Origin of the sequence: Bradyrhizobium sp. ma5 (assembly GCF_042258955.1) — a bacterium.
Lineage (GTDB): Bacteria > Pseudomonadota > Alphaproteobacteria > Rhizobiales > Xanthobacteraceae > Bradyrhizobium.
The window spans coordinates 8,604,153-8,617,627 of the sequence record NZ_CP170156.1; the positions used below are offsets into that span (position 1 = coordinate 8,604,153).

General features: G+C 64.5%; 11 protein-coding genes. 3 read left to right on the forward strand and 8 right to left on the reverse strand.

The window, feature by feature from the left end; translation table 11 throughout:
- Positions 1-407: 407 nt before the first annotated feature.
- From fdxA to ACE103_RS40695, 4 genes are all read right to left on the reverse strand, one after another.
- The gene (gene fdxA / locus ACE103_RS40680) at positions 408-746 is read right to left on the reverse strand and encodes a ferredoxin FdxA (protein WP_092120017.1); all 339 of its coding nucleotides are present in this window, start codon (positions 744-746) and stop codon (positions 408-410) included.
- 195 nt (positions 747-941) lie between these two features.
- Positions 942-1,226: an RNA-binding S4 domain-containing protein gene (locus tag ACE103_RS40685; RefSeq protein WP_223972185.1), complete on the reverse strand. Its 285-nt coding sequence runs from the start codon at positions 1,224-1,226 to the stop codon at positions 942-944.
- A 21-nt stretch (positions 1,227-1,247) separates the two neighbouring features.
- Positions 1,248-4,757 carry a helicase-related protein gene (locus ACE103_RS40690; RefSeq protein ID WP_375777535.1) on the reverse strand — a complete coding sequence of 1,170 codons (3,510 nt, stop codon included), beginning with the start codon at positions 4,755-4,757 and terminating at the stop codon, positions 1,248-1,250.
- Between the two features lie 559 nt (positions 4,758-5,316).
- Entirely contained in the window at positions 5,317-6,147 is an 831-nt protein-coding gene (locus ACE103_RS40695) for a DUF3108 domain-containing protein (protein WP_375781286.1), read from the reverse strand.
- A 353-nt stretch (positions 6,148-6,500) separates the two neighbouring features.
- On the opposite strand from ACE103_RS40695, the gene rpmB reads away from it, so the two are divergent.
- Positions 6,501-6,809, forward strand: coding sequence for a 50S ribosomal protein L28 (rpmB, locus tag ACE103_RS40700; protein ID WP_092120029.1), 309 nt, complete (start codon positions 6,501-6,503; stop codon positions 6,807-6,809).
- A 2-nt stretch (positions 6,810-6,811) separates the two neighbouring features.
- On the opposite strand, the gene ACE103_RS40705 is transcribed toward rpmB, so the two are convergent.
- On the reverse strand, positions 6,812-7,018 hold the full coding sequence (locus ACE103_RS40705) for a DUF3223 domain-containing protein (RefSeq protein ID WP_375777536.1): 207 nt from the start codon (positions 7,016-7,018) through the stop codon (positions 6,812-6,814).
- Between the two features lie 423 nt (positions 7,019-7,441).
- Entirely contained in the window at positions 7,442-7,639 is a 198-nt protein-coding gene (locus ACE103_RS40710; protein ID WP_375777537.1) for a hypothetical protein, read from the reverse strand.
- Positions 7,640-8,752: 1,113 nt separating this feature from the next.
- Here ACE103_RS40710 and ACE103_RS40715 point away from each other — a divergent pair.
- Both ACE103_RS40715 and ACE103_RS40720 read left to right on the forward strand, forming a co-directional pair.
- On the forward strand, positions 8,753-8,980 hold the full coding sequence (locus ACE103_RS40715; protein WP_223972181.1) for a hypothetical protein: 228 nt from the start codon (positions 8,753-8,755) through the stop codon (positions 8,978-8,980).
- A gap of 271 nt (positions 8,981-9,251) precedes the next feature.
- Positions 9,252-10,457, forward strand: a complete 1,206-nt coding sequence (locus ACE103_RS40720; protein WP_375777538.1) for an ABC transporter substrate-binding protein — start codon at positions 9,252-9,254, stop codon at positions 10,455-10,457.
- A gap of 217 nt (positions 10,458-10,674) precedes the next feature.
- Here the strand turns inward: ACE103_RS40720 and ACE103_RS40725 are convergent, their stop codons facing one another.
- Together ACE103_RS40725 and ACE103_RS40730 are read right to left on the reverse strand one after the other, a co-directional pair.
- Entirely contained in the window at positions 10,675-11,637 is a 963-nt protein-coding gene (locus ACE103_RS40725) for an alpha/beta hydrolase (RefSeq protein WP_375777539.1), read from the reverse strand.
- 20 nt (positions 11,638-11,657) lie between these two features.
- Positions 11,658-13,433, reverse strand: coding sequence for a flavin-containing monooxygenase (locus ACE103_RS40730; protein ID WP_375777540.1), 1,776 nt, complete (start codon positions 13,431-13,433; stop codon positions 11,658-11,660).
- Between the last annotated feature and the right edge of the window lie 42 nt (positions 13,434-13,475).

The following is a 13,475-nucleotide window of genomic DNA, read 5'->3' on the forward strand; positions in this document are numbered from 1 at the left end:
ACTTTGCAGCCGCCGCCTTCTTGGCCCCCTTCACGGGCGCCTTGGCACGGCCCTTGGTTGCGCTGCGAGCAACGACAGCGGCTTTCTTCGTCGTCTTTGAAGCACTCTTTTTACGCGTTTTCTGTGACACAGCCTGCGCGCGGAAACTGCCACGCCCCTGTTCGATGTTTGCGGGAACCTCGAAGCCACAAGGTACGCATGGCAAGGGGTTCTTGGCCTGTAATGGTGCAGATATAGCACATTTTCCGCAAAAATCAATGGTTTACGCCCGATTCCGGGCATAACAGGGCATCCTCAGGTCATATGTCCGTCATTAGGGTTAAATCGGCGGCCGAACGGTGGGCCGCCGCAGTCCAGGCCCGCCCTTATCGGGGTAGTCCCGACGGCTGTAGGGAAACGTCAGCGAATCAGTCGCCGCTGCCCGGATTCGGAGAAAAATATTTCTCGAACTTGCCTTCCTTGCCTTCCCACTCCTTGGCGTCCTCAGGCGAGTCCTTCTTCTGGGTGATGTTCGGCCAGCTCTTGGCATACTCGGTGTTCACCTCGAGCCACTTCTCCAGCCCCGGCTCGGTGTCCGGCTTGATGGCGTCAGCCGGGCATTCCGGCTCGCACACGCCGCAATCGATGCATTCGTCAGGATGGATGACCAGCATGTTCTCGCCCTCGTAGAAGCAATCGACGGGGCAGACCTCGACGCAGTCGGTATATTTGCACTTGATGCAGGCTTCAGTGACGACGTAGGTCATCCAAAACTCCGGAACGATCGATTTTTCTGGGGTTGCGTAGCGCAGGAATACCGGGGCCGCAAGGGAAGCCGCCTCCGAAAAACGCCAGTATTCTCACGCCCCTGCCACCAATTTTATCGGGAGCATGATCCTGATCGGAAAACCGGACCCCACTTTTCCGGATCATGCTCAATTGAGATAGCAAGCGCTAGATAACTACTCCTTGCCGGCCTGCAAATTGCCGGCCTGCAAATCCTCATACAGCACGCGTGCCGCACTGGCATCGCCGCGCCGCTCGGCAAAGCCCGTCACCTTCAGCACGCGGACGCTGTTGTCGAGCGCTATGGTGACGACGTCGCCCGCCTTCACCGCATGGCCCGGCGATTTCTCGCGCGTGCCGTTGATGCGGACATGACCTGATGCAACGAGTTCAGCCGCGCTGGTGCGGGCCTTCACCACCCGCGCGTGCCACAGCCATTTGTCGAGCCGCTGTCTGTCCAAGCGTCAGACCAAGGGGTTGGATTATTCCTTCCGGCCGGCGAGCTGCTCTTTCAGGGCAGCGAGCTTGGCGAATGGCGAGTTCGGATCGATCGGACGGTCGCGCTCGCGCGGCGCGCTCGACGCGTAGGGCCGATGCGACGGGCCGCCCTCGCGCTTGTCGCGGCCGCCCTTGCCGAAATCACGGCCGCCGCGGTCACGATCACCGCCCTTGCGATCACCACCACCACCGAACTTGTTGTCGCGGCGACGCTCATTGTCGCGATCGCGACCCTTGCCCTCAAAACGCTCGCGGCGCTGGCTCTTGTCCTCGCGCGGCGCGCCATCGGCCGGCGCGGCAGCGACCGGCGCAGCGCCGTCAGCGGGCGCGGCTGGACGCGGCACGCGGAAATCCTGGTGGCGGCGCGGCCGGCGATGATGCTCGCGCTTCTCGCCGTCGCCGCCGCCTTCCGTGGCCTGTGCGCCCTCGGCGGGCTTGTTCTGATGACGGCCGCGATTGCGATCGTGGCCGCGATGATGCGGACGGCGCTCGTCGGAGCGGCCGCCGGGACGCCAGACTTCGACCATTTGCGGCTCGGCCTGCGTCTCCGCGGCAGCAGGCGCGGCCTCCGCGGGCGCAGGCGCTTCCGCGGCGGGCTCTGACGGTGTCTCAGCAGCCTCAGGCGGCGTCTCCGCAGCGGCCTCGACGGCAGGCGCGGGCTCGGCTGCAACTTCGGCAGCGGGCGCTTCAGGCGCGGGTTCTTCGGCAGCAGCGGCAGGCTCCGCGGCAACCTCTGCCACGGGCTCGGGCTGCGCCTCGATGACAACCGGCGTCGCCTCGCTGGCGACCACCTCGGCAAAGCCGACGTCGGGCAGCAGCGCAGCCGACGGCGCGGGATCGCCAGATACCGGCTGCTCGACGGCGGCTTCGGCCTCGGGCGCAGCGGCGGCCTCCGGCGCATCGGCCGTAATTTCGGCTGCGGCATCGACCGGCGCGTCTGCGGCGGCGTCGGACGTCGTCTCGACCGGCGGCGTCTCGGCGGCGATGGTCTCGGCACTCTCAGCCGGCGCAACCTCGACAGCCTTCGGCGGCAGCGGCGGACGGCGGTCCATGCGGTAGCCCAGCGCGCGCAGGATCGAGGCAAAGTCCTCGCCAGCGGAGCCGGTCAGCGAGGTCATCGCCTGGGTGACGACAAAGCCGCGGCCATCGAACGCACCGGCGGGCTTCTCGCCCGGCGAGGTCTCGCGCCAGGCCAGCGCCGGACGGATCAGATCGGCGAGCCGCTCGAGAATATCGACGCGCACCGCGCGCTCGCCGCACTGGCGATAGCCGAGCACGCGATAGCCGTCGCGCGGCAGGGCCTTGTCGACCGGGAACGAGGTGCGGCCGCTGGAGGCGAGATGCTGCACATTCGACAGCGCGCCCATGTCGACATTGCTCTGCTTCTCGGCCCATAGGAGCGACGCCAGCGAGCGTGCCGCGGGCTTCAGGAGCTGTGGGAAATAGATGTGGTAGGCGCCGAAGCGCACGCCGTATTTGCGCAGCGCGGCGCGCGAGGGCTGGTCGAGATCCTTCATCTCGGCCGCGATCTTGCTGCGCTCGAGCACGCCGAGCGCCTCGACAAGTTGGAAGGCGATGCCGCGGGCGATGCCCTGGATGTCCTCGGCCTTGGACAGTTCGAACAGCGGCCCGAGCAGCTTCTCGATATGCGTCTTGAGCCAGAGATCGAGCCTGGTCTGCACGGCTTCGCGCGAGGCGCCGGTCAGCCGCTCGTCGGAAATGATGCGCAGCCGCGGATGCAGCGCGTCGTCGGCGGCCACCAGCTTGGCGACCGCATCGCCGGTCCAGCGGATGGTGCCGTCGGAGGTCAGCACGAACTGCTCGTCGGGGGCGGCGCCCAGTTTCTCGGCACGCGTATCGATCTCGCGCGCCAGCACCTGCTGGGCTGCGGCTTGCAGCGCCTTGGCGTCGCTGCCGGCCTCGGCCGCATCAGGTGCGAAGGTGAAACCATCGAGCCGGCCGATCACGTGGCCTTCCACGATCACTTCACCGGTCTTGCCAATTTCCGTATTCAAAACTGAGTTCTCCCGCAGGCGGCGCATCAATACACTGGTCCGCCTGTCAACGAAACGCTCCGTGAGCCGTTCATGCAGCGCATCGGATAATTTATTTTCGAGATCGCGCGTGATCCCCTGCCAGTGGTCCGGGTCGTAGAGCCAGTCGGGCCGGTTGGCAACGAAGGTCCAGGTCCGGATTTGCGCGATCCGGCCCGATAGCGTGTCGATATCGCCGTCGGTCCGGTTGGCCTGGTCGACCTGGGCGGCAAACCATGCGTCAGGGATACGACCCTTTTGCATCAGGAAGCCATACAGCGTGGTCACGAGTTCGGCATGGGCGGCCGGCGCCAGCTTTCGGTAGTCCGGAACCTGGCAGGCCTCCCACAGCCGCTCCACCGCTTTAGCCCCATGCGCCCATTCGCGCACCTCGGCGTCGCGTGCGACATGTTCGAGCACCCGCAGGTCCTCGGCCACCGGGGCCCGCGTCAGTGCCTCATGATTGGGCGACAGCGCCAGCGACACCTGCAAGGCGCCGAGCGAGGAGAAGTCCAACTTGGCGTTGCGCCATTGCAGCATCTTGACGCTGTCGAAGGTGTGGTTCTGCAGCGCATTGACCAGCTCCGGCTCGAACGGCGCGCAGCGGCCCGTCGTGCCGAAGGTGCCGTTGCGCGTGGCACGCCCGGCGCGGCCGGCGATCTGCGCGAATTCGGCCGGCGTCAGCCGGCGGAACTGATAGCCGTCATATTTGCGGTCGGAGGCGAAGGCGACGTGATCGACGTCGAGATTGAGCCCCATGCCGACCGCGTCGGTGGCGACGAGATAATCGACGTCGCCGTTCTGGAACATCTCGACCTGCGCATTGCGCGTGCGGGGCGAGAGCGAGCCCAGCACCACGGCCGCGCCGCCGTGCTGGCGGCGGATCAGTTCGGCGATCGCGTAGACCTCATCCGCGGAGAACGCGACGATCGCTGTGCGTCGCGGCTGCCGCGTGATCTTGCGGTCGCCGGCGAATTCGAGCTGCGACAGCCGTGGCCGCGTGACGATCGAGGCGCCGGGCAAGAGCCGCTCGATGATCGGGCGCATTGTGGCTGCGCCGAGCAGCAGCGTCTCGTCGCGGCCGCGGCGGTTGAGCATGCGATCGGTGAAGACGTGGCCGCGTTCGAGATCGGCAGCGATCTGGATCTCGTCGACGGCGAGAAAGGACACATCGAGATCGCGCGGCATTGCCTCGACAGTCGAGACCCAGAAGCGCGGCGCCTTCGGCTTGATCTTCTCCTCGCCGGTGATCAGCGCGACATTGTCGACGCCGGCGCGGGCCGCAACCTTGTTGTAGACCTCGCGCGCGAGCAGCCGCAGCGGCAGCCCGATCAGGCCTGACGAATGCGCCAGCATGCGCTCGATCGCGAGATGCGTCTTGCCGGTGTTGGTCGGCCCCAGCACCGCAGTGACGCCTGCGCCGGGCACGCGGTCATTTCCGAACGAAGTTGAGAAAGCCATATTTTGCAGGTGTTTCTTTTATTGTCCGGCGGCTGTCAGCCGTCATTGCGAGCGAAGCGAAGCAATCCATTTCGCGTGCGCATCGGCGCGATGGATTGCTTCGTCGCTGCGCTCCTCGCAATGACGCGGAAATCCGGAAACTGATCGATCATGGGCATCATCTGAGGCGAATCTGTCTCACAATGCGACGCTTTCTGCGCCGCCCTTAAGCTTCGGAACGAGTCTAGAACGAATCGCGGCCGAATCGGTGACTCCATTCCAGACCTGAAACGTTCACCGCAACATCTCGGGCAGGCTGACGGCGGCGGCACTAGATCAAGTTTGAGAGGGCTCCACAAGCACAGGATATGCGGACTGAATTCCTTAAATTCCAGAGGCGGACGAGTCGAATCAGAAGCCGGCAAGAGTCAACTGGATTCCAGTGACGCTTGTTGCATTCCGCAGGGTCCCAACCCGTCATGCCCGGGCTTGACCCGGGCATCCATCAACCAAGAACGACCTCTCTCGAAACGGATGGATTGCCGGGTCAAGCCCGGCAATGACGAGGTGCGTTGCCGCCCTACTGCGTCTTCGCCACGCGCGGCGGCGCGGCTGTGGTGACGAACGAGGTGGCTTCCAGCATGGCCTGGCCGAGCGGGGTCGGGATCGTCATGCGGAACGGCACCAGCAGGCGGGTGCCCGCGATCGGCACGAAGGCGATCTCGATGTTGCGCTGGGCGGCAAGGTATTTGATGACAGGGCGATCCGGGATGTAGCCCGAGATCGGCACGAAATAGAGCGCGCAGACCAGCGCGGGGCCGTGATAGCCGCGCTCGGCTTTCACGATCTCGACCCGCTTGAAATCGAGCTTGAGGTCGTAGCGCATGCGGCCGTCGAACACGCCGGCGCCGGTGCGGCAGACATCCGGGCTCATCAATTCCGCATTGCCGGGTGCGCGCAGGAACGAGCCGGTCATCGGATCAAACACGTTCTTCTTCTGCGCGTCCGAGACCGGCAGGCGATCGGCATCGACCGGCGGCTCCGGCTCGATGGTGGATTCCTTGATGCCGCCATTGGCCAGCACCATCCGGATGGTCTCGGATTTCTTCGAGGTGGTGGTGGTCGCGGTGTAGGAGGAGGCGACCAGCGCGCCGTTGACGACGCGGCCCTGCGAGGCGCCCCCACCGCTGCCGCCGGAGAACGCCTTCAAGAGGCCCGCGGTGCCGCCCTGGGCCGAGGCCGAGAAGCTGTCGTCGCCGATTTCGATGGTCCAGCTGCCCTTGCCGACCGGGATACCGGCCAGCGTCGCCTCATACTGGGCGTCGAGCCGCCCCTGCGCGTTGGCGCGCCCGGCGCAAAACAGCAAGAGGGCACCGGCGCACAGGCCGATGAGCCGGCCGAGCGGGGGCAAAAGGGCAATGGCGGTCGTCACTTAACCTACCTGACGGTCCTGCTATCGGCGCTCTGTTCGTTGTCCATTTGGTCCTTCAATTCGGCCGGACAACACGCGCATCTGTTATGGAACCAAGACTTGCAGCCGAATACGCCCTTTATATGGTTGCCATATCCGGCGTTAAGTGGCTGGTAGCGCTTATGAACCGCCATTTCCCGGTACAGTTATGCGGCGATATAATCTTGACGCTTGGGTATTCTCCCCCTATACACCCGCGGTTCCTGGAAAATGGACGCGAATTCAAAACCCCCGCGCGGGCCGCGTGATCGCACGTGCCGCCGGAAGCGGGGATGCAATAAGGATTTTGTAAGATGTCCCGGCGCTGCGAACTGACGGCCAAGGGCCCCCAGACGGGCCACAAGGTGAGCCACTCCAACATCAAGACCAAGCGGCGCTTCCTGCCGAACCTGGCCAACGTGACCTTCATCTCGGATGCGCTCGGCCGCAACGTGCGCCTGCGCGTCTCGACCAACGCGCTGAAGAGCGTCGACCACAATGGCGGCCTCGACGCCTACCTGATCAAGGCCAAGGCCGAGGTGCTGTCGCCCCGCGCACTCGATCTCAAGCGCGCGATCGAGAAGAAGGTCGGCAAGCCGGTGTTCGTGAAGAAGGCGAGCTGAGCTCAACCGAACGCGGAATTCGCGGAGAGAGTTTTGAACGGCCGGGTCGATGACCTGGCCGTTTTTGTTTTGGCATGCACCGGGTACAGCGGCGAGAAAAGCTCTAGTCCTTGCTGTAAGGACCGATGCACGCTCTGTAATGAAAATCGATCGATAGTCTCGTCAGTCCGAACCACCCAAAAGCACTGGGTGTGATAATCGGCCGACAAGACCTCAAAGTGATCTTACCCGATCCCCTTGGCGATAGCGCTTGAGCATTGAAACGCCCTTGCGGCTGGCGTCCACTTTGCAAAACATGAAAGTTGTTGCGCGGGCGGCGCCAAGCATGTCCGGCCTCGCCGGCGCTCCCTGCGCGCTCTGCATCACGAGCGAGGATCAAGCTGTCGCACGACCTCGGCCGGCGGCGCCGCGCAAATGCACGCGGTCGTCCCGCAATCCTAAATCTGCATCGAGCGACGGAGTGCTTGCGCGATCACGACCAGCCCCGTCGAATTCACCTATCGCGCCGCGCAAATGCAAGCGGTCAGTTCGCAACATGCTAAATCTGCATCGAACGACCGGTCGCCTGCCGGATCACGCTCTCCCGATCATGACACGTCGCGAGGACAGCACGGATCGCGCCAACGCCCGTCTCACTTCGGCGAGCGCAACCCCGGCGACATCACCCACGCGTTGATGTGTGAGGCGGTCTCGGCCTGACGGGCCATGCGGATCAGGCGGTCGCGTGCGACGCCGGGAGGCATGACGCGGGCTTCGCCGCGGAGGCGGATCGATTCATCCGCTTGGCGTTGCTCCGGGGATCGGCGCGGGTTGGGAAGGCTGATCTGCATCACGCTGCTCCATTCCATCCGAAGGCGGGAGCGCGACTGGCGTTCTCGGTCACCGGCAGTGCCGGATATTGGCGCGGTGATGGACCGAGCCTACGCCTGCGGAGCGTGGCTGGACGGTGCACTAGTGAACACAGCGAAGGAAATCGACTGAAGGGATTTGCCCGCCCCGGAGTGCACGGCCCTGGCTTTGGGGGCAGGAAATTGCAGGGCCGTGCAGGCCGGTAACCAGCCCGCTGCATCAAGTCGGAGCCGCAGCGCTTGTTCCAGGGTGCCGCGCGAAGCGCCAGAAAGCGAATCTCACCAACAATTTACACGCGACACAGCCTGCCTAGTCCTCTCAGGGGAAAATATTCCTCTTCCCGACACGCCAATTATTGCTCGGGACCCACGGGTGCGTGCTGGCACCTGGCGTTCCCTGCGCCCTCTGCTCCATCAGCGTGGGTCAAGCTGCCGCAAGGCACGGGCCGATCGCGCCGCGAGATGACGCGCGCACGCTCTCTCTCGCTGTCTGATAGGTGAATCGATCCGACCGACGCGCGCGCTCCCGCGGGCGAGTAGCGAATGGATTCTTCTTTGTGCGATTACGCGCGAAGTAAAATTATCCATCACGGTGAGTTAGGAGAGATGGATTGCTTCGTCGCTTCGCGCCTCGCAAGGACGGCGTGGCGATGCTTGCGACAGGTCCGCTGACAGCTGTTGCCAATGACAGCGGTGTCATTGCTTCCACCACGCGCACATCACACGAATCTCTGCTTGATGCGGCGAGAGCGCGTGAAGAGAGCCTTAACGCACACGCCTCGCACAACGCAGAAAGCCTCTAAATCACGGCAAAAACAGCGTGTCGCCTCGCCGTTAATCACAACCTCACGCGATCGATCACGAGCGCATGAGGCGCATGCAAAACGCCACGATCACTTCCAACTCATGGTGTGCAAACAAGCCGTCCGACACGAATGCGATTCGACGCAGGCCAAGCCCGCATCGTCTCGAACACCGTGAGGGACATCACGGCCGGCACAACTGATTGTGAGGCATGTGCGCCGCACTCTTGGGAAGAAGCCTGGCCGTTCTTACATCACGTCCAAAGAACGACCCCAATAAAGGAATTGGTCAATGCAAGTTCGCGCAGCCGAAACGCGCGGAAGACTGGTGCCTGCGCTCGCAACCGCCGCCGTGGCGGTGCTGGCCACGGCAGTTCTCGTCATCCTCGAATTCACCCCGCCCCGCGATGTGCAGGCCGCGGCCGAGCCCGGCATGATCACCTCCGCCGCCGCCAGTAGAGCCGGCGCCACCGTGCTGCCGACCGACCCGGTCACCACCGGCAGCGTGCGCTACCGCTGAGGGGCGTCGCTCTCTCATCATCGTCGTCCCGGCGAAAGCCGGGACCCATTACCACTGGTCTTTGCCGTTACCCGCCGAATGTCGCCCCAGCGTCGCACCACATAAGCAGTTGGGGTAATGGGTCCCGGCCTTCGCCGGGACGACGGCAATAATAGTCACCCCCGCCGCAATTTCGCATCCCTGCCCCGGCGTCTCATCGCAAGCCTGCCTCCCTCGACCTGCGTAAGCTCTCCCTCGCGAACAAAACAAAAAAGCCACAGGGAGGCTCACGATGATCTGGAAGGCCATCACGGCAGCACTCGCGCTTGCGCTCGCGACACAGGCGCACGCCGCCGAGAAGAAATATGGCGCTGGTACCAGCGACACCGAGATCAAACTCGGACAGACCTCGCCATTCTCGGGCGCGGCGTCGGCCTACAGCGTGATCGCGAAGGTGCAGGCCGCATACTTCAAGATGATCAACGACCAGGGCGGCGTGAACGGGCGCAAGATCAATCTGATCACGCTCGACGACGGCTACTCGCCGCCGAAGACGGTGGAGCAGACCCGTAAGCTGGTCGAGCAGGAGGAAGTCGCCGCGATCCTCAATCCGCTGGGCACGCCGACCGGCCTTGCCGTGCGCAAATATCTCAACGACAAGAAGGTGCCGCAGCTGTTCGTCGGCGCCGGCGCCACGCTGTGGGGCGACTATCAGCATTATCCTTGGTCGATCGGCTTCCAGCCGTCGTACCAGGCCGAGACCGCGGTCTACGCCAAATACGTGCTGACCAACAAGCCGGACGCGAAGATCGCGCTGTTCTACCAGAACGACGACGCCGGCAAGGATTACGGCAACGGCTTCAAGAAGGGGCTTGGGCCGGAGAACACCGCCAAGATGGTGGTGGCGGAGACGACCTATGAATCGACCGACCCGACGGTCGACAGCCAGATCGTGAAGCTGAAAGCCTCCGGCGCCAACGTGCTGTTCATGCACGCGATCCCCAAGCAGGCGGCGCAGGCGATCAAGAAGATCGGCGAGATCGGCTGGAAGCCCGACATGTTCTTCCTCGCGGCGACCTCAACCTCGGTATCCTCGGTGCTGAAGCCCGCCGGCTTCGAATACTCGAAGGACATCATCTCGTCCTACTCGCTGAAGGATCCGAACGATCCGCAGTGGAAGACGGATCCGGACGTGATCGCCTGGCAGGACTTCATGAAGAAGTACTTCCCCGACGGCAATCTGCAGGACCAGCTGATCGTCTACGGCTACGTGGTGGCGGAGGCGACGGTGCAGGTGCTCAAGCAATGCGGCGACGACCTCACCCATGAGAACATAATGAAGCAAGCCGCCAACCTCGACATCGAGTTGCCGATGTTCCTGCCCGGGATCAAGGTGAAGACCTCGCCGACCGACTATTTCCCGGTCGAGGCGATGCGGCTGCAAAAGTTCAACGGCGAGACCTGGCAGCTGTTCGGCGACACGATCGGGAATGATTGAGGGGGTTGTTGAAGGCGAACTAACCCCAGCGTCGTCCCGGCCGAGTGCGCAATTGCGCACGGGGGCCGGGACCCATAGCCACGGCAGCCTGTTGTTGGAGCAGGCTGTGGCCCCAGCATCGTACAACACCGACATTCGGGGTAATGGGTCCCGGCCTTCGCCGGGACGACGATGTGGTTACACTCCCTTCGCCAACAATGGCTGGTGCGACCGGAGATTAAACACCCCGCTCCAACAGCACCTTGAAGTCCGCCCGCGCCCGCTGCGCCTCGGCGCGCGCGGCCTCGGACGCATCGCCGAGGCCGAAGTAGCCGTGAATCAGGCCCTCGCCGGTGTGATACGCGACCTGCACGCCGGCCGCCTGCAACGCCTTGGCATAGGCATGGCCCTCGTCGCGCAGCGGGTCGAACCAGGCTGTCGTGACGACCGCCGGCGCGACCCCGGCGAGAGATTTTGCGCGCAGCGGCGAGACGCGCCAGTCGGCACCCTGAGCCTTGTCGGCGAGATAGTGCCCGGCGAACCACTGCATCGTCGCCCGCGTCAGGAAATAGCCCTCGGCATTCTCGGCGCGCGACGGAAATTTCGCATTCTCGGCAGGATCGGCAAAACTTCCGACGACGTCGGTGACGGGATAGACCAGCAATTGCCCGGCGAGCCTGATGCCGGCGTCGCGGCAAGCGAGCGCGGTGGTGGCGGCGAGATTGCCGCCCGCGGAATCGCCGGCGACACCGACGCGGGAGAGATCGCCGCCGAATTCACTGAGCCGCGCGATCACGTCGCGGATCGCGGCGAAGGCATCCTCGAACGCGCCGGGGAAGCGCGTCTCCGGCGGGCGGCGGTAGTCGACCGAGATCACGACCGCGCCGGTCTCGATCACGAGGTTGCGCGCCTGGCGATCATGGGTCTCGAGATCGCCGGCGACCCAGCCGCCGCCGTGGAAGAAGATCACGGTCGGCGCCGTGCCGCTGCCGTTGCGATAGAGCCGCGCGCCGAGCTTTCCCGCCGCGCCCGCGACCTCGATATCACGCGCCACGTCGACCGGTGGCGGCGGCACCGCCTTGCGCGCCTCGGCCAGCGCCCGCAACGAATCGCGGCAGCTCTGCGGCGTCATGGTTGTGGGATCGCGCAGCGGCAGCAGCGGGATGATCTTCTCAATGTCGGGATCGAGCGGAAGTGGCATGGGAATCCTTTAGTTCAAGTTCAGGTCAGATGCTTGGAAAGGCCACCGGCCTCGATCGCTGATATTTGCAGCGCGATGAAGCGGCTGTAGATGCGGGCCTGCGAGAAGGCGCCGCCGGTGAACCAGAGGCCGGGCTGGGGCGTGCGCGTCCACATGTTGCGCAGCTCCTGCGTCGCGTCGTCAAAGCCCCAGACGCGGCCGACGCGCGCTGCGACGTCCTCGCCGAACAGCTTTCCGACTAGATGGCCGGGGCCCTTGTAGCCGGTGGCGAGCACGAACAGCTCGGCGGCGAGCAACGTGCCGTCGTTCAGCGCGAGGCCATCGGCGGTGAAGCCTGCGATGTCGGCTGCCTGAATCAGGCGGATCTTGCCGTCGGCGATCAATTCGGAACAGCCGACGTTGAAGTAGTAGCCGCCGCCGCGGGAGCGGAATTTCAGCGGCCAGCCGGTGCCGTCTTCACCGAATTCGAGCCGGAAGCCGGCGCGCTCAAGCCGCGACAGCAACGGCGCATCGAGCCGCTTCACCTCGTCGGTGATGATCTTGTGCGCGATCTTCATGACCGGCAGCGGCACGCCGGAATTGAGGATGTCGCGTCCCTCGATCGGCGGTCCCTCGCCGAGATAGGTCTTGTCGTAAAGCTGCGCAGGCTCGACATTGACCACCATGGTCGGGCTGCGCTGGACCATCGTGACATTGGCGCCCGCGGCGTGCAGCTCCTGGCAGATGTCATGCGCGCTGGTGCCGGTGCCGAACACGACCACCGACCGCCCGGCCCATTCGCGTCCTGCCGCGAACGCGCTGGAATGTAGCACACGGCCGGCGAACCGCTCGATGCCCGGGATGACGGGAATGTTCGGCGTACCGCTGACGCTGGTCGCGAGCACGATGTGCTTCGGACGCAAGGTGCGCGGACCATCGGCTCGTCGCAGCGTCACCGTCCAGCGTTGCGTCTCATCGTCATAGCGCGCGCCTTCGAACGAGGTCTCGGTCCAGAAGTCGAGCTCCATGATGTCGACATAGCTTTCCAGCCAGTTCGCGATCTTGTCCTTCGGAATGTAGTCCGGAAAGCTCAGTGGAAACGGCAGGTAACGAAACAGATTGACCGGCGTCTTGTTGTGCAACTTGAGGCCGCGATAGCGCAGCCGCCAATTGTCACCGATGCGCCGTTCGCGATCGACGATCAGGGCATCGAGCCCGATCCGCTTGCACTCGACGGCGGCCGCGATGCCGGCGTGGCCGCCGCCGACAACAAGCACATCAGGCTCGCGGTCGGCATAGGCGCGCGAGGCCTGCCTCTGCTCCAGCCAGTCGGGTGCGGCGAAATCGCGCGCGTGGGATTCCTCCATGGCGTGTTTGGCGCTGATGTCGCAGATGCGATCGAAGTCAGGCATCGTGGAGAACGTCCACGCCGCGGAATTTCCATCCGCACCGCTCAGCAGGCGGACAGCGCCGATGCCGGGGCCGTTCGATGTGTCGAAGGTGAAGACCGCCTCGATCACCTCGCATCCGGCCATTACGGCGCGCCGCGGTATCAAGGCACGGTCATCGAGACGAAATTCACGCGCGTTCGCCGCGGCAGCACGCGCGAGCAGCTCGGCAACGACGCGCTGCCGCCCGCTGAAGGTCGCAAAATGCCAGGAGATGCCGAAGATGTTGCGCCAGTGGCTCTCGGGCGCGAACAGCGCGGAAAGAGCATCCACAGAGCGGCTGGCGAGCGCCGCATCCAGCGCGGCGATCCAGCGCTCGGCCATGAGTTCAGGCGCGTCCTCGGTAGCCGGGTTCAATTTGTCCAGCATGATCGTGCTTTCTCGGGAGCAGTTGCCGACTATCTGACAACA